This window comes from Paenibacillus sp. MER 99-2, assembly GCF_023714095.1.
Taxonomy (GTDB): Bacteria; Bacillota; Bacilli; order Paenibacillales; family Paenibacillaceae; genus Paenibacillus.
The window spans coordinates 52,622-68,041 of sequence record NZ_JAMAUZ010000005.1; the positions used below are offsets into that span (position 1 = coordinate 52,622).

Sequence of the window (15,420 nt, forward strand, 5' to 3'; positions counted from 1 at the left end):
GAGATCCTTTTTTATATATAATTTCACTAATATCTACATACTTAAGTCCGATACTGTTCTTCGATCCATCAAAAATGGTTCAACTTCAATTGTGCAGGACTCGTAAGAAAAGTCCTTAGTTCTTCTTAGCAGCAACTCTACAGCATGTTCACCTATTTCATTGTACGGTAAACCCACAGAAGTAAGGGGTGGAGAAAGCAGGGCTGATAGTGTATTGTCATAGCCTATTAATGATATATCCTCGGGAACTCTTAACTTCTGATCGTATAGAGTTTGCAGTACTCCGCAAGCAAAGATATCTGAAGTCATGAAAACGGCTGAAGGCGGACTATTGCTGTTCAATAGCTCATTCATTGCTTGACGTCCAAAGTCTAATGAATAGTCCGGCATGTGCTTAATCCAATCTTTATTAGGTATTACATTCACTTCTTCCAGAGCTTTTAGATAACCTTGATAACGATCAATCTCGACTTGCTGAGTAAGCTCTGATCCAATGAATCCTATTCGTCGGTGCCCTTTTTCAATAAAATGAAGCACCGCACCCTGTGAACCCAAATAATCATTGACCACAATTCGGTCTACATGTGGCATATCATAGGTACGCTCTATCATAACTACAGGAATTTGCTCTTCACTTAACCTACTAATTAATTTTTCTGGAATTGAACAGTTAGATGTAATAAATACCCCTTCTACACGGTGGCCAATTAATTCATTAATCTGATGTTCTTCTTCTCCTGAATCCTCATGATAAGTTAAAGTAAGGACCTGATATCCCTTCTCAACTGCCGAAGTGTTAATAGCTGAGCTGATTCCTTTATACTGCATGTTATCGTTAAAAAGAGTTAGATGCCCAAAAATGTTACTCCGACTTGCCTTCAAACCCTGAGCTATTTTGTTTGGCACATACCCCGTTTCTTTAATGATTTGTTCAATCATTTTACGTTTCTCCTTAGAAACATAACCGTTATTGTGCAAAACTCTACCGACAGTTGCTAGTGACACACCCGCTTTTTTAGCAATATCGGTCATTTTGATATTCATCTCGTCAGTCCCCATATCAAATATGTTATCGTTAACACATGTTAGCATATAATCATTTTATAAACAATTATCAATTTCTTGTCAGCGTACAAACTGGTTAACTGAATAAAAGCAGACGATCAAGTTGATCAGCTGCTTTCTTTGTGTTATTAATTCATGACCCGTCTAGTAGTCGATGGCAGTAGACCGTTTGGCTCCTTTATGCTCGTCATGTGTCGGGATTCTGCGTTGTTATCCTTTTGGAAACCAGTTGCACAGCAAAACGAAATAGGCTCTTACTACTTTAGTGAATATACCGTTATAAAGTAGGAAATAATTGTTGGTATAGAAGGGTGGGGACATTATGTTCAAAAGAATATATTTAATAGCCTTTGCAGTGACTATTATTTCAGGAGTAACATTACTATCCAATTCACAAGCGGACACCTATCCAGCAATGGAAACCGTAAATAAGACAGATGAAATCCCTGTTAACCCGAATATTTCAACAAATAACGTGAAATACGAAGAACCCGTAAAAAACGTAGAATCCGTAGAATCAAAAATTGCAAACGGGGATTCTACTCAATTCTATACACCTCATGGCATGTTCGTGCGAGCAGATGAACAACGTATCTTTAAGGAATCGGAGATAGCAAGAAAAATAGATGAAATCGGACCTAATACGAATCAACTAATTTTTGAAGGCAAGTTTTTTTTAAAAGTAGATGAAGCAGAATTTTCTAAAAATTATCCCAATTCGTTGCTCTTAGGTAAAACCTTAAATGATGAAAACCCGACTGATCCTGATGTTCCATCAAGTTCATCAAAATAGTGACTCCAGTGAACGTTTCGACTTCCCGCTGCTGTTGTTTCCCAGATATTCACGATAAAATCCGATTTTATTTTACACTCTCGACTCTACCTGTTTTTTCACTAAAAATCAGCGCCAGTGCAACTAACATCAGTACAAGTGAAACGCCTCGTTGCCACGAGAAATTGATGATTTCACTACCGAAGAGCCCCATAGCATCTATCACAAATCCTGCTAACAGTTGTCCAACAATTGCAGTTAGGTTGGCAGGAGTAACTCCAATCATATTTACAGAAAATGTTGATAAGAATAGGTAACCAAATCCTAAGAAAACAGCTGCCAACTGCAGCTTTGGTGCATGAATAAGATCGAAAAGATGTCCACTTCCAAAAAAAACAACGAGCACTGCTAAAACTAAGGCGCCAGAGGCAAAGGTAAAAAATACTGTTTCTAAGAGTCCAATTGTGCGACTGATCTTACCATTAAGGGAAGATTGGGCTCCAAGCACAGCGCCACCTATCAACGTCACAATTACAATTAATAATCCAATTCCCATAATAAAATTCTCCTTCTTACTTAAAATAAAGTAAACACTAGTGCGGCCAACATGAGTATCAAAGCAGCCACTCGTTTAGAACCAATCCGTTTATGAGTACTTCCGAGCCAACCAAAATGATCAATCAACATGCTGGTAACCATCTGTCCTACAACGATCGCAATCATGGAAATTCCCACACCTACAATAGGAACACCAATAACCAAGGCCAATAAGTACGTAACACCCAAAACACCGCCAATTAGATTCCATTTAGGAAATGTGGTAAGTTGCCTTAAGTTGCCTCGTCCAAAAAAAATAAGAAGGATAAGTGCAATGATTGCTCCCATAAAGAAGTTATAAAAGTTCGTCTCCAACGTCCCAACCTGTTCCCCTAGCTTGCCATATAGAGCTCCCTCAAGACTGAGTAAGGCTCCAGTAAAAATGGCAATGATATAAAAGATTAATTTTTTCATGCATGTCATCTCCTATTTTTGAACCTGATCCATGCCGGATCATGATAATTTATCATTAATTTAGATATCGAGAATAATCGATTAATTAGAACAAAAAAAAGGTTAGTTTTTTATTTTTTTAGATTTCTATTTCCATAAATTCAATTACTTCTCGAATAAAACTTTCATTTCGCCTATAATACGTCCACTGACCATAACGTACAGATTCCAGTAAACCCGCCTTTTGCATTATGTTTAAATAGTGGGATACTGTAGACTGGGAAACCTTAGCTTTTTCTTGAATATCACCTACGCACACTCCACCATCAAAATTCTCCTCCTTCGGAATGTGTGCGCCTTGTTTAGGAAAGTGCATCTCTGGCTCCTTCAGCCACTTCAGAATGTTTAGACGAGTCTCATTCGATAGCGCTTTAAATACATCGATTAATTCCATGAAACTTAGTATATCGTTTTTTCTCGATATGTCAATTAAATAACCCACCAAAGTAGTAATCCTCTGGTGGGCTTCAGTTAATTTATCCGATTTGTGTTCCATTCGGTACATTAAAATCCGGTTTTAACAATACAACGTCCCCTGCCTCGGGCACTCCGCCCAGCACCAGAACTTCCGAATCAAATCCTGCAATCCGGCGAGGTGGAAAATTCACAACTGCTACAATCTGTTTACCGATAATTTCTTCAGCTGTATACCTTTTCGTGATTTGTGCGCTGGAGGACTTAATACCAATTTCTGAACCAAAGTCAATCTCCAGTTTGATCGCAGGGACTTTAGCTTTTGCAAAAAATTCTGCATTAATAATTGTTCCCACGCGAAGATCCAGTTTTAGAAAGTCATCAAAAGTTGCCATTCATTATTCCTCCTAATGTATAATTCCCCTGTTGTTTTCAAAAATAATTAATATGATAGACGCTTCGACGCTGAATATTGTATCGATTTTCGCCAAAAGTACATCAGCATCCCCAGAAGTGTTATTAATCCACCTATAGACTGAAAAGTGGTGACCGTTTCTCCCAGGAAGAGATACGCAAGAATAATTGCTAGAACTGGTTCTCCAATAATACCTACGGATACCGTTGTAGCCCCTATCGTTTTGAGCAGTCGATTGAAAATATATTGGCCGAAGATCGTCGGAATAATCGCAAGGAGAACGAAATAGATCCAGTCCGAAGAAGCATAGTTGGTTAAGGAAAAGCCCCTTAATATGCTGTAGACGAGTAGCACACTTCCTCCAATAAAGAAGACCACGACACTATATAGATTGGCTTCAATTCGTTTACTCAACTTTTGCCCTACTAACATATAAGCTGAAATAAATATCGTTCCGATCAAAGATAATCCGTCCCCAATGAGTGCTTCTCTAGATACACCGATATCTCCCCAAGCAATTATGATGGAACCAAGCAGCGCAGTCACTAAACAGAGTACACTGAGTATACCGGCTCTTTCCCTGAAGACAAAATAAGAACCAATCATGACAAACAGCGGTTGCAACGCTAAGATGACCATAGAACTTGCCACCGAAGTGTACACGAGCGACTCCATCCAGAATAAGAAATGCATTCCCAAGAGCAGACCTGCCAGAAAGAGCATCACCCACTCCTTGACGTTCAAACGTAGGGAGCGAATCGTTGTCCATGAGACAAAAGGAAGCATAATGAACGCTGAAATGTAAAGCCTATACATACCTGCTATAGCGGTTGGTGTATCTAAAAATTTTATCATAATCGAAGAAACGGAAACTGCTAATATGGCGATAAAAAGAAGTACATAAGGATGAGGTAACGATGCTTTACGTTCTTTCACTTAAAACCCTCCAAGAGGTCTTATCCGATCATCTGTGCACAGGCTCTAGTGATAAGCCATAGATATGATATGATAATATCATCGTTTTTATATAAAACGTGCAAGTATATCGCTGAAAAATATAGATATATCGTCATCGAAAGAAGGTTTCTCTGATATGCCCAAACCGTTGCACGAGACAATTGCATATCCCGATCATTCATTTCCCTATATCATGTACACCCATACGCTCTATACAAGTGTTCCCGAAGGTAGAGGATTCAACGACCTGCATTGGCATGAAGAGCTACAGATCACGTTAGTCACGAAAGGAACACTCGTCATTCAAGTCAACGGAGTTGATCATGAGTTAAAGACCGGGCAGGCGATTCTCATTAACAAAGGAATTCTTCATGTCACGACACAGCTGAGCCAGGATGGCGAATATGTAAGTTTTAACTTTCCCGAGAAGCTACTCGCGTTCCACGCAGACAGCACCATGGAAGAGAAGTATGTGCTCCCCTACACTCGTTCTTCTTTCGTTTCGATCGTGATTGCTGATAATGCCGAGTGGGAAAAGCAAGCTCTGGACATGCTTTGGAACATGAGACGAGTATTCATTAGAAACAAAAATTGGGGTTGGGAGTATGAGATTTCGATCATGACCGTACAGCTCTGGTTCAGCCTGATATCCAACCTTTCGCTATCGCAAGAGGATGTGCCAAAACATGCCAAACGGCAGCAGGAAAGGCTGCAGCTTATGCTGAGTTTTATCCATCAGAACTACTCGAGTCCGATTACGCTACGGGAAATTGCCGATACAGCGCATTTGAGCATTTCGGAGTGTACACGAAGTTTCAAAAAGACAGTTCACATGACGCCATATGAGTACCTTATCAAATATAGGATTAAGAAAAGCTGCGAACTACTCGTGACCTCAGATGATACGATTACCGAAATCGCTGGCAAAGTAGGCTTCAATCATGTGAATCACTTCATCCAATCCTTCAAAAAGGATCAAGGAAGAACCCCTAAAGGTTTCAGGGAATTCAGAAGTGAACTGGAGAAAACGAAATAATAGACGCAACTCCATTAGAGCAGCGCCTATCCCTTCATTCATCTCTTATTTCTTGCTACCAGCCATCCAGAGACCTACAGCTGCGATAATAGCTCCAGCCCCCATCATCGCCCCTTGAACGGCATCCTTCACTACAGAACCTTCTCCACCTATGACTGATGCTGAGAGTAGAACAACTTAGCGACTCATGTTTGATGCCTTCCTGCTTTTATTGAGCTATTGCTTCCCGTTAACTAAATCATTTCATTGATCTTGCCAACGCGATCATTTCCTCCTTAGTTAATTCTCCGCTATCCATTTGAATGAAAGTATCATTATGTACCCATCGTAAGTATCCACCTGGTACATGGTTAACCCATGCTTCAAAATGCCCTTTAATTCCATTGATGTTAATTTTATCTCCACGTTCACTAAATTTAAAGTCTTCGACTACAGTTCTTGTTGTACTTGTTTGGTTACGAACATCGATCTAATTTTATTAAATCCCAGTTACTTGCTACAATTTGCGGTTATGTACAACTCGAGAATTAAGCATTAGCCACTTCATTTTTTTAGGTTTAAATCTATCACAATGCTTCATGTGGCCCCCTTAGTAAGAAAATAACTGACTACTATCACTAAATCATTAATTTAACACATTTATAATTAACCTGACTTATAAAAATTGTTTGATAGTAATAAACTATAAATGCATCAGCCCCTTACTAAATTTCCTGTTCCCTTCTTGGACATGGGTGCGATTTTTATCCTTCGCAAGATTAAAAATCGGAGCTTTAATTAGCACATTGAATACAGACTCCTTGAGCCAATCTATTTCCAGTTCTCTGTTCTTTTTGTATTTTTTTGATGTTAGAACAGCCGTCACTGAAAACTGAAAATCAATTATATTTGTAAGCTACTTCTTCGCAGAATACTAATTGAACGAATGGTTTTCAAAGTACCCTTTCACTTTCAGTGACTTTTATAGAACATGTATGTCCTACTAGAGCATAGTACATAAAATTTTCTAATCCGTGATTAAGTGTAAAAAATAGAAAATATGGAACTAATTACATTGAATGCAATATTAGTAGTGTTAAAATATAAGAACACTTGTTCTTTTAATTGGAAATGGGTTGTAAACAACCAACCTTATTTCTCTTTATTAGGTAGGAGTAATTCCTTCATAAAGGAGGGGGTTTATATTGAAAACAAATGACCAATTGAATCGACGTTTCATCACGTATATGGCCAATCTTATCTACTACAACTCTATAAACTATGACAAGAAAAGAAGAATGAAAAATAACCGATTCCCACTGACGATAGACAACGATGAAAACCTAGAATCCAGCTTACTTATTACTTACGATTCAGAATCTGTCCCACTAAATTTAAAAGACCATATTTCCAATCATTCACTTTATCGAGCTTATGAATCCCTTCCAAAGCAACAACAAAAAATATTATCGCTTGCTTATGTCCAAGGACTTAATGACAAAGAAATTTCTAAACTATTGGGTGGTTCACAACAAAACATCTCAAAACACCGTTTAAAAGCTCTAGCAAAGTTAAGAAAGTTATTGGAGGAATGAGGAAAGATGTCGGAAATTGATTTTGCTACCCTAATTGCAAACCTCGGTTTTCCCATTTCAATTACGCTGTATCTTCTTATCCGTTTTGAAAAAAAATTATCCGATCTAAGCGAAGCTATTAATGGTCTAAAGAACGAATTACAAAAAAACGAAAAGAAGTGATTTGATGATGATCGCAGATTGGCTACTACAAGCCCAGCAATACCAAGATTCAGACGCAATGTTACATATCTTGGAATCTTTCACACCAAAGATAAAATCATCCTTGTTACAAGTGCCCGTCGAACATCGAGAAGACCTGCAGCAAGAACTCTATGTCAAAATGATTGAGGTTATTAAAACTTTTCATACTAGTGAATGAATAAAATTAGAGAAGTGGTTGTAGAATTTAACTTTCATCTCTCTTTATATAAGGAGACGCCGGTGATCTACTAAAAAACTTAACTTATTGGAGGTAATATTTATGGCAATCGGTGATGCACTAACTTCAAAATCACAACTTAACGGACGGGACAGTGTAGATTTGTTGGCACGTACTCTTTATGGGGAAGCTCGAGGGGATTCAGAATCCCGTGTAGGGGTTGCTTATGTGATTATTAACCGTAAAAATGATACCACTCAGAACCCATTTAAAAGCCTCAAGACCATTGAAGATGTTGTACTTTATCCTAATGCGTTTAGCTGCTTTCTTACCAGCGATCCTAACTTTAAGCACGTATTGGCACCAGATACAAGCAGTGCAGCTTGGAAAAACTGTGTATCTCTTGCTTCCAATGTGACCGCCCACAAAAATCCCATTGGAGACAAGTTATACTACACCGCCACATCACTATTCAACAATTTATCCTACACTGAAAATGGTAAGCTGTACTACAAAATGCCGGGAACAGGCACTTTCCAGGTCTCTTCTAAAATCGCTATCGGTGGTCACATGTTCTTTAACATCATTCCTTAAAAATTAAGCAAGATGTTATGTCGCCTAAGACAAAAGATAGCTGAACCTTTTATGGTTCAGCTATCTTTTTTATTCATTTATTGGAGAAAATTCAATCATATCCGCAGTAAACATTTTGGTAGCACTGTCATATTTATAATTCACCGTTAAGGAACAAACATATTCACCTATCCCAACACTTCCATCCACTTTAGCAACAATTTTGTTATTGACTACGTTATAGTCAACAACACCACCAAAATTCAGTTCTTTCTTGTACTCAAAATCTGAGTCGCCTTCGTGAACTAACTCATGTTGCTTGTCACCAATCTTAACTGTCACATTTAATGAACCCTCATTGTTCTGAACACTGGTCTCAACAGATTTTGTTATAATCTCTAAGGGGTTTTCAATATTAATTTCAGACAAATCATCCGACTTTACAACATGGATCTCTTCGAGGTAAACTCCTGGACTTCTATTTTTGAAAACTGTTATAACTGCTTCCTCTGTTCCATCATCTGTAACATCAGCAAAGTAGACTTGAGGTTTATATTCTTCTGCAGCTGGAAAAGTCCAATTAAAGTCTTTCGTTTTGCCATTGAGTTCTAATGTAGTGCCTTGAACTTCATTATCTTTTTCATTAATTGCAAACAATTTAACTTTATTATCATCCGAACTCTGAATTAGTTTTTTATTTAAGTCAGATCCTTGTTCCGGTTGTGTCGTTACTTGTGTACTCGAAGAATCCCCAGCACCCTGCGTATCTGTTTCGGGCTTATCTGACCCACAACCTGAAAGCAAAACAGCACTCAACAGCATTACTACACCAAGCTCTTTTTTCAACACTATATTCCCCTTTCATCTAGTACCTAGGAGAAATTATATCAGTGCTACTGAGCTTATGAGTTACACAAAATTAACATCATTTACGAATTAAGTTAAAATTATGTTATATAGTATCTTTAAAAATCATCTTATTCCATAACTGTACTACCTCTGATAGAGTCAATGATACACACACCAGCATGCTTTGCTCTTGAACTTGGCTCCCACAAGTAGAGCGCCGTGCCAAGGGCTTTGATCCCAGCTTAGGCGCTATAGTAATGGATCTGAGCAGCACTGCAGCTGAACGTAGCGACCCAACCCAATAAGTAGCCGATCTTGTCGCTTTAGAGCCACTAGCATCAGCCCTAACGTTTAGTTTTTCCTTATTCTTCTTAATAGGTGTGAGCACCTTAGGTGCAAAACCTTCGATCCTACTTCAGAAGCAGAAGCTCTTCTCATATCAATACTGCTATATTATGGTCTCTCCTACCTTTCTCAACACTAAAGATATACAAGAATAGAAGGATTGAATATAATTAAACAAATTTACGACTATGGCATCTTCCACTCATCCAAATGGTACCCCATAGATCCCTCATCTGTTTTTCCTCAGCCATTTAATATACTGATATTTTAATGTTAAAAGAAAAATAAATTAAAATAAGTGCAGTATCACTACTATGTGATACGGCACTTTTTTTGTCTCGACCCGCCTTTCTTAAAAGCAAGAGAGTTAAACAATGATAAAGATGTAAAAATCATATTCTCAAGACTTTAATGAGAAAATGTAATTATTATTTTCGTTCTATGTAAGAAGGCGCCCCCCATTTAAGAGTACCTTCATTAATTCTTGCTACCAGCCATCCAGAGACCAACAGCTGCGAAAACAGCTCCAGCTCCCATCATTACCCCTTGAACGGCATCCTTCACTACAGAGCCTTCTCCACTGATGACTGATGCTAATAATAGAACAACTACTCCTGCACTCATTAACTTATAGGCCTTTGTATTTAATTGATTAATCATATTAATTACCTCCATAGTGTATTGGAATTGTTTTTAATTTTATGTTGTAGTGGGTGTTTAACTCACCCACTACAACATTATTTAGCTCAGAGTTATATTACGCTGTTTCGGGTGAATAACTATGCATAAACATACATTTCTCATTTATTCTGAAAAAGCTTTGTCATAAATTATGAAAACATTATCACTAATTATGACAGCGCACACTTGTTTTTTTTTGCAATTTATTTAGATCTTATATGCTTTCATTGCTTTAAAGAGCTCTTTAAAGGTTGGGCGTTTACCGTACATCAGTACACCCGTGCGATAGATTTTAGCTGCGAGCCAGCCAAAGACCAGAATAGATACAGCGAGAATTACAAGTGACGTCAGAATCTCCCACGTTGGGGCAACGCCAGCACCGATCCGTACAAGGATTGCAGTTGGCGACGTGAACGGAATGAAGCTAGCCACTTTCAACAACAAAATGTTTGGTGTAGCGATACTGAAGATGGCGATGTAGAACGAGACGAGCGACAGCATCGTAATTGGCAGAACTGCCTGACCAAGTTCCTCTGTACGGCTTACCATTGAGCCAATCGCAGCAAACATTACTGCATACAAGAAGTAACCTAAGATGTAGAAGATAAGTCCATACACAATGACAGCCGTATTGATGTCACTCAGATTCATATTGAAATCACCTAGTACATCAACGTTATGAGGAAGCAACATATTAGCAGCAACCACCGCTCCGAAGATTCCAATCTGCAGGATACCTACTAAGAAAATACCAATGATTTTACCGAACATCTGACTCAGCGGAGACACACTCGTGATTAGAATCTCCATGATGCGGGAACTCTTCTCTGCTGTAATTTCAGAAGCGATCATATTGCCTGTCATCATCGTTGACGTGAACAGCAGGATGATCAGGAGATACACAACAATGTAGTTAATAGGGCTCATGCCATTATCCGATTCCGCACCAGCTGCCCCTTCTTCTGTGCTCAGACTTTCCTGGGTAAGTTTCACAGGTGTTGTGATCAGTTCTTTTTGTTCAGCTGTGAGCACGTCTTTTACAACTACATCAAGCTTCACACTTTGCAGAGCAGCTTCAATGGAAGCAATGATCTGCGGTGATACCTCGTCGGATGAGTACAGGATCGGCTGCGGGAACTCCTGTCCAGCTACAGCCTCAAACTTCAAGTAACCATCCGTAAGCCCTGCTTCTGTATCGGCTTTTAGAGCCGCTTCATCCTTGTCACCACCCGCGATGAAACGGTATGCTTGATCCCCTTGTGCCGAAGAGAAGCTCTCCAATTTCTCCGAAACTTCCGGCTGTCCTGATGTGAGAAGCCCGATGTTTACCGGGTTATTACCTGAAGCTCCGCCACCAATTGGGCCACCATTGAATAAAGTAATGAAATATGGCACATTGAGTCCAATCGTAATCAGAATTGCAAGTACAATCGTCGTTACCATGAATGATTTGGTTTTAACTTTGTTTTTAAACGTAAATCCCGTAATCGTTCCCATTTTATTCATTCGACTCACCTACCTCACGAATAAAGATTTGGTTAAGCGTTGGTTCCTTAATCTCAAAATGCTCGACAGTTGTCTGTGACATCGCATGTTTCAGAATCTCTTGAGCTGCATCCACATGGCTGATATGGATCGTGTAACCACGCTCATTTTGATCTACCTTCGTTACACCTGTTAACAATTCCAGACCATCCACTTGACCTACAGTGCTTAGAGCAACCTGCTCACGTGGATAGCGACTCTTAATCTCCTTGATCTCACCTTGCACTACAGTGTTAGAGCGATGAAGGATGGTGATCTGACGACATAACTCTTCAACATGTTCCATACGGTGTGTGGAGAAAAGAATAGCTGTACCTTCATCCCGTAATTCCTTAACGGTTGATTTGAGCAACTCCACGTTCACCGGATCCAGTCCACTGAAGGCTTCATCTAGAATAAGAATTTGAGGGCGATGCACGACAGCTGCGATAAAGCCCATCTTCTGCTGGTTACCTTTGGACAGCTCCTCAATCTTTTTGTCATAATATTCAGGAACCTCGAAACGCTCAAGCCAGTACTTCAGGCTCTTATCTGCATCCTTGGCACTCATGCCACGAAGCCTAGCCAGATAATTAATCTGCTCACTAACCTTCACCTTCGGATAAAGTCCGCGTTCTTCCGGAAGATAACCCATAATTTGTTGCAGCTCCGTATTGTACGGCTTGCCGTTGTATAGAATGTTTCCACCATCCGGGTGGATCAAGCCAAGTACCATTCGCATCGTTGTTGTTTTACCTGCACCATTGGCTCCGAGCAGTCCGTAAATCTCCCCTTCTTTTACATTGAGCGTGACTCCATTAACAGCTGTTTTGTCTGCATATTGCTTAACGACTTGCGTCAATTCCAATCGGTTCATCATTTATCGTCTCCCTTCGGTTATTTCCATTGTATGGGTGCATATCCGGCAATCCAGAATGCTAGTACTTCATCAAGCTCCAAGTTGCGAATTTTCAGCACCCGGTTACTGGACAGCTCCAGTCTTTCCTGTGCTTCACTGATCCGGGTTGTCACAATACGCACCAGACCATTCTCATCTGTAGAAGATTCCACCACGCCAGGAATACTCTCTGGACGAAGATCTCCTTCATACCAGACCTCTCTCCACTGATCGAGCACGCTGTCTTTCTCCGCCATGCCCAGGGATTGACCACGGTGCATCAGTACGATGTAATCCGCAAGCCGCTTGACCTCATCTGCGATATGCGTAGCAATCAGTATCGTGGTATCTCCCCCTGCCATGAAGTTTCGGAACTGCTCAACCATCACTTTCCAGGCAAAAGGGTCAAGTCCAGAGGACGGTTCATCCAGCAGAAGAAGTCTGGGACGCGCTGCGAGTGCAGCTGCAATCTCGTACTTCCGCCGTTCTCCCTTGGACATCTTGATCAGCTTCACGTCCCGCGGCACGTCCATCTCTTTCATCAGCTGGTCAAACAGCTTCATATCCCAGCGCGGATACCAGTAAGCGCGAAATCGGACTGCTTCCTCCGCCGTAAGCTGGTTCTCTTCAAGCCCGCTGTTATCTGCCACAAAACCAATCTGTTGTCTCAGCTCTATCGGTAGCGGTCCATTGTGCTCTTCTCCAAACCATATGATCTGTCCACTATCTGGCAGTACAATTTGTTGCAGCATATTCAATAGTGTGCTTTTGCCAGAACCGTTATGACCGAGGATTGCAATGACATACCCTTCCGGGATGGTCAGATCAATCGGGCCAATCACTCTGCGTTTTCGCATTTTGGATACGCCGTTCAGTTGAATAGCCACAGGCTCCATCATGGTAATCCCTCCCCTACTTCGGATAAATAACTCTTAGGGCTTCTCGGAACAAACTTTCCATCTCTTCTTCTGTACATCCGACCGATTTGCCAGACTGCACCGCAGCTTGCATCGCTTCCTGCGCAGCCTTCAATCTATAATTTTCTCTATCATCCGCTTCAACTTGGGCTACAAATGTACCTGTCCCCTGCTTCGTACGAAGCAGACCTTCATTCTCCAGATCCTGATAGACCCGTCTGACCGTAATCACGCTACAGTTCAGTGCTCCGGCGAATTCACGAATGGACGGCAAATGCGTTCCCTCCCCTAATTGACCCGTAATGATTAATGATCTTAATTGATTTTCAATCTGGTGGTATAGAGGTTCAGCGCTATTTTCATTGATTTGAATCGGTATCTTCACATTTTGCACCTCGCCCTCCGGTACATCTCGCCCAGTTACAAGCTGGTACCGCCGGTTCCTTCTTTATTCTCAAGTGACATCTTTCTCTCATACGATTAACTTAAATCCCGACATGCCAGCTTCTTCAATGTCAGACGACTGAATAGCCATAGTGTGGTTAAACCACCCACCAGAGCAATCCACATGATCGGGGATAACAAGCTCCATTTTTTACTGTGATCCATGACAATCCATAATCCGTAGCTGCCTGACAATCGAATTAATAACGATAAACCGATGGTAAGTGGCAAGAGCAGCGCACTGAGAAGTAAGTATTTTTTGCCACTGAAGAGAAACTCTCCGTAGATGTACAAGCCTGTCATAAAAAGTCCATATCCTGTACATGTCATGGCAAACGCCAGATATTGATCCCATCGGAAGGCTTCCTCATGTAATCTGACCACATACAACGATCCGTAGAAGAAGATACCATTATAAGCAAACGTCAGAATCGACTGCTGAAGTCTTGACCACATCACCGTTTCATTCGGAATTGGGAGTCTGCGGTAAAAGGCCAGCATCTGTGTATAGGAATCCTCCTGTATGTAACGGAATGAACGTCTGCTGAACAGGAATCCCTGAAAGGGCACCATGATTAGAAAAAAGGTATCTACAACAGGGTTAATGAAGCTAACCTCATGTTGCTGAATCAACATCACACCGCTCATGCTGCCCGTGTAAATCATAAAAATTGCACTCCATAACCACTGGAATCGATCCTTACTCATCTCACTGCGGGTCAACCACAACGCTTGCTTCCATGCGTTCATATGCACGCCTGCCTTTCAACTTTCATTCATTTACTGTGTTCTGTGTGCTCACTGTGCTCACTGTGTTTACTGTATATATCAATATACACAGTATACAGACCTAACACTTTTCCCGTCAACACTTTTTTTCCTGAATCAGGAAGCCGTGGAGGTTGAACACATGACTTAAACTGCAATAAACAGCGTCACTACGGGAAAAACGGCATATTTTGGACTTGAATAACTTTATGTTTGATGGGGTTGTATTCCAGAATTTTGGGCACAAAAAAAGGCCGTATCCATAGTGTGTATATACACAGCACAGATACAGCTTGTTCAATTTACCCGTCGCCTGATTGCAGAAGAGGTCAAACCATTTACACGAGGTCGTAGCCGCTAGGCAAACTACGGTTACTGCGAATTGCACGAATCTCAGCTAGTGTTAAGCGTTCATTCGTAGAGATTAAGGACTCCACATCGTTGCCACGGATCAAGTCATCCAAGTCTCTCAAGCTGGTGTTCCCGCGGTAAACACGGAATCCACCCTGGAAGTTAGGTCTTGTGAACACAACGAGTGTTGCATTGGAGCTTGTCGAGAAGAAACGCAGACTCTCAACGCCTCCAAGGATGTTCTCCAAGTTACGCAGACCCGTGTTGCCACGGTAAATCCGGCTTCTTCCTGTGAAGTTCTCATCCGAGTACACGGTGAGACGTGGATACGTTTGACTGACATGGACTGTTTTTTTCATTTATTGTATCCCCCTCTCAAACTCATTCTATGAATGTGTTCAAGAGAGAGCTTGGACGAATCTTCCA

21 protein-coding genes are annotated in these 15,420 nt (G+C 40.7%); 6 read left to right on the forward strand and 15 right to left on the reverse strand.

The window, feature by feature from the left end; translation table 11 throughout:
• Window positions 1-33: 33 nt before the first annotated feature.
• Entirely contained in the window at window positions 34-1,044 is a 1,011-nt protein-coding gene (locus tag M3636_RS20305; RefSeq protein WP_164848591.1) for a LacI family DNA-binding transcriptional regulator, read from the reverse strand.
• A 343-nt stretch (window positions 1,045-1,387) separates the two neighbouring features.
• On the opposite strand from M3636_RS20305, the gene M3636_RS20310 reads away from it, so the two are divergent.
• On the forward strand, window positions 1,388-1,858 hold the full coding sequence (locus M3636_RS20310; RefSeq protein ID WP_251383808.1) for a hypothetical protein: 471 nt from the start codon (window positions 1,388-1,390) through the stop codon (window positions 1,856-1,858).
• Between the two features lie 67 nt (window positions 1,859-1,925).
• Here M3636_RS20310 and M3636_RS20315 read toward each other — a convergent pair whose 3' ends face one another.
• The 5 genes from M3636_RS20315 to M3636_RS20335 form a co-directional block, all read right to left on the reverse strand.
• Window positions 1,926-2,393 (reverse strand): DMT family transporter, encoded by a 468-nt coding sequence (locus M3636_RS20315; RefSeq protein WP_251383809.1) that lies wholly within the window; start codon window positions 2,391-2,393, stop codon window positions 1,926-1,928.
• Window positions 2,394-2,413: 20 nt separating this feature from the next.
• Window positions 2,414-2,848, reverse strand: a complete 435-nt coding sequence (locus M3636_RS20320; RefSeq protein WP_251383810.1) for a DMT family transporter — start codon at window positions 2,846-2,848, stop codon at window positions 2,414-2,416.
• A 118-nt stretch (window positions 2,849-2,966) separates the two neighbouring features.
• Complete coding sequence (locus M3636_RS20325) at window positions 2,967-3,281, reverse strand: ArsR/SmtB family transcription factor (protein ID WP_251383960.1); 315 nt, start codon at window positions 3,279-3,281, stop codon at window positions 2,967-2,969.
• 82 nt (window positions 3,282-3,363) lie between these two features.
• Window positions 3,364-3,696, reverse strand: a complete 333-nt coding sequence (gene csaA, locus M3636_RS20330; RefSeq protein WP_251383811.1) for a chaperone CsaA — start codon at window positions 3,694-3,696, stop codon at window positions 3,364-3,366.
• A 47-nt stretch (window positions 3,697-3,743) separates the two neighbouring features.
• The gene (locus M3636_RS20335) at window positions 3,744-4,652 is read right to left on the reverse strand and encodes a DMT family transporter (protein ID WP_251383812.1); all 909 of its coding nucleotides are present in this window, start codon (window positions 4,650-4,652) and stop codon (window positions 3,744-3,746) included.
• 157 nt (window positions 4,653-4,809) lie between these two features.
• On the opposite strand from M3636_RS20335, the gene M3636_RS20340 reads away from it, so the two are divergent.
• Entirely contained in the window at window positions 4,810-5,709 is a 900-nt protein-coding gene (locus M3636_RS20340) for an AraC family transcriptional regulator (protein ID WP_128100138.1), read from the forward strand.
• 238 nt (window positions 5,710-5,947) lie between these two features.
• On the opposite strand, the gene M3636_RS29795 is transcribed toward M3636_RS20340, so the two are convergent.
• Window positions 5,948-6,178 (reverse strand): DUF4367 domain-containing protein, encoded by a 231-nt coding sequence (locus M3636_RS29795; protein ID WP_353056307.1) that lies wholly within the window; start codon window positions 6,176-6,178, stop codon window positions 5,948-5,950.
• Window positions 6,179-6,893: 715 nt separating this feature from the next.
• Here M3636_RS29795 and M3636_RS20345 point away from each other — a divergent pair.
• The 4 genes from M3636_RS20345 (at window position 6,894) to M3636_RS20360 (ending at window position 8,238) form a co-directional block, all read left to right on the forward strand.
• The gene (locus tag M3636_RS20345) at window positions 6,894-7,283 is read left to right on the forward strand and encodes a sigma-70 family RNA polymerase sigma factor (RefSeq protein WP_251383813.1); all 390 of its coding nucleotides are present in this window, start codon (window positions 6,894-6,896) and stop codon (window positions 7,281-7,283) included.
• A 6-nt stretch (window positions 7,284-7,289) separates the two neighbouring features.
• The gene (locus M3636_RS20350) at window positions 7,290-7,445 is read left to right on the forward strand and encodes a YvrJ family protein (RefSeq protein WP_251383814.1); all 156 of its coding nucleotides are present in this window, start codon (window positions 7,290-7,292) and stop codon (window positions 7,443-7,445) included.
• A 7-nt stretch (window positions 7,446-7,452) separates the two neighbouring features.
• The gene (locus M3636_RS20355; RefSeq protein ID WP_285859113.1) at window positions 7,453-7,644 is read left to right on the forward strand and encodes a helix-turn-helix domain-containing protein; all 192 of its coding nucleotides are present in this window, start codon (window positions 7,453-7,455) and stop codon (window positions 7,642-7,644) included.
• A gap of 102 nt (window positions 7,645-7,746) precedes the next feature.
• The gene (locus M3636_RS20360) at window positions 7,747-8,238 is read left to right on the forward strand and encodes a cell wall hydrolase (RefSeq protein WP_251383815.1); all 492 of its coding nucleotides are present in this window, start codon (window positions 7,747-7,749) and stop codon (window positions 8,236-8,238) included.
• Between the two features lie 69 nt (window positions 8,239-8,307).
• On the opposite strand, the gene M3636_RS20365 is transcribed toward M3636_RS20360, so the two are convergent.
• From M3636_RS20365 to M3636_RS20400, 8 genes are all read right to left on the reverse strand, one after another.
• Complete coding sequence (locus M3636_RS20365) at window positions 8,308-9,063, reverse strand: hypothetical protein (protein ID WP_251383816.1); 756 nt, start codon at window positions 9,061-9,063, stop codon at window positions 8,308-8,310.
• Window positions 9,064-9,888: 825 nt separating this feature from the next.
• Window positions 9,889-10,071 carry a hypothetical protein gene (locus M3636_RS20370; RefSeq protein ID WP_128100131.1) on the reverse strand — a complete coding sequence of 61 codons (183 nt, stop codon included), beginning with the start codon at window positions 10,069-10,071 and terminating at the stop codon, window positions 9,889-9,891.
• A 228-nt stretch (window positions 10,072-10,299) separates the two neighbouring features.
• Window positions 10,300-11,598 carry an ABC transporter permease gene (locus tag M3636_RS20375; RefSeq protein WP_251383817.1) on the reverse strand — a complete coding sequence of 433 codons (1,299 nt, stop codon included), beginning with the start codon at window positions 11,596-11,598 and terminating at the stop codon, window positions 10,300-10,302.
• Window positions 11,591-12,493, reverse strand: coding sequence for an ABC transporter ATP-binding protein (locus M3636_RS20380; RefSeq protein WP_128104284.1), 903 nt, complete (start codon window positions 12,491-12,493; stop codon window positions 11,591-11,593). Before M3636_RS20380 ends, M3636_RS20375 begins: the two co-directional genes overlap by 8 nt.
• Before the next feature lie 20 nt (window positions 12,494-12,513).
• Window positions 12,514-13,410: an ATP-binding cassette domain-containing protein gene (locus M3636_RS20385; RefSeq protein WP_145408121.1), complete on the reverse strand. Its 897-nt coding sequence runs from the start codon at window positions 13,408-13,410 to the stop codon at window positions 12,514-12,516.
• Between the two features lie 16 nt (window positions 13,411-13,426).
• A complete protein-coding gene (locus tag M3636_RS20390; protein ID WP_145408122.1) occupies window positions 13,427-13,816 on the reverse strand; it encodes a GntR family transcriptional regulator in 390 nt (129 codons plus the stop codon).
• Between the two features lie 95 nt (window positions 13,817-13,911).
• Window positions 13,912-14,625: a hypothetical protein gene (locus M3636_RS20395; protein ID WP_128100129.1), complete on the reverse strand. Its 714-nt coding sequence runs from the start codon at window positions 14,623-14,625 to the stop codon at window positions 13,912-13,914.
• 356 nt (window positions 14,626-14,981) lie between these two features.
• The gene (locus M3636_RS20400) at window positions 14,982-15,353 is read right to left on the reverse strand and encodes a hypothetical protein (protein ID WP_128100128.1); all 372 of its coding nucleotides are present in this window, start codon (window positions 15,351-15,353) and stop codon (window positions 14,982-14,984) included.
• Window positions 15,354-15,420 lie beyond the last annotated feature (67 nt).

Coding starts and splice junctions, on each gene's coding strand:
- M3636_RS20305 (WP_164848591.1), bottom strand. CDS start 1,044: ATGAATATCAAAATGACCGATATTGCTAAAAAAGCGGGTGTGTCACTA.
- M3636_RS20310 (WP_251383808.1), top strand. CDS start 1,388: ATGTTCAAAAGAATATATTTAATAGCCTTTGCAGTGACTATTATTTCA.
- M3636_RS20315 (WP_251383809.1), bottom strand. CDS start 2,393: ATGGGAATTGGATTATTAATTGTAATTGTGACGTTGATAGGTGGCGCT.
- M3636_RS20320 (WP_251383810.1), bottom strand. CDS start 2,848: ATGAAAAAATTAATCTTTTATATCATTGCCATTTTTACTGGAGCCTTA.
- M3636_RS20325 (WP_251383960.1), bottom strand. CDS start 3,281: ATGGAATTAATCGATGTATTTAAAGCGCTATCGAATGAGACTCGTCTA.
- csaA (WP_251383811.1), bottom strand. CDS start 3,696: ATGGCAACTTTTGATGACTTTCTAAAACTGGATCTTCGCGTGGGAACA.
- M3636_RS20340 (WP_128100138.1), top strand. CDS start 4,810: ATGCCCAAACCGTTGCACGAGACAATTGCATATCCCGATCATTCATTT.
- M3636_RS20350 (WP_251383814.1), top strand. CDS start 7,290: ATGTCGGAAATTGATTTTGCTACCCTAATTGCAAACCTCGGTTTTCCC.
- M3636_RS20355 (WP_285859113.1), top strand. CDS start 7,453: ATGATCGCAGATTGGCTACTACAAGCCCAGCAATACCAAGATTCAGAC.
- M3636_RS20360 (WP_251383815.1), top strand. CDS start 7,747: ATGGCAATCGGTGATGCACTAACTTCAAAATCACAACTTAACGGACGG.
- M3636_RS20370 (WP_128100131.1), bottom strand. CDS start 10,071: ATGATTAATCAATTAAATACAAAGGCCTATAAGTTAATGAGTGCAGGA.
- M3636_RS20375 (WP_251383817.1), bottom strand. CDS start 11,598: ATGAATAAAATGGGAACGATTACGGGATTTACGTTTAAAAACAAAGTT.
- M3636_RS20380 (WP_128104284.1), bottom strand. CDS start 12,493: ATGAACCGATTGGAATTGACGCAAGTCGTTAAGCAATATGCAGACAAA.
- M3636_RS20385 (WP_145408121.1), bottom strand. CDS start 13,410: ATGGAGCCTGTGGCTATTCAACTGAACGGCGTATCCAAAATGCGAAAA.
- M3636_RS20395 (WP_128100129.1), bottom strand. CDS start 14,625: ATGAACGCATGGAAGCAAGCGTTGTGGTTGACCCGCAGTGAGATGAGT.
- M3636_RS20400 (WP_128100128.1), bottom strand. CDS start 15,353: ATGAAAAAAACAGTCCATGTCAGTCAAACGTATCCACGTCTCACCGTG.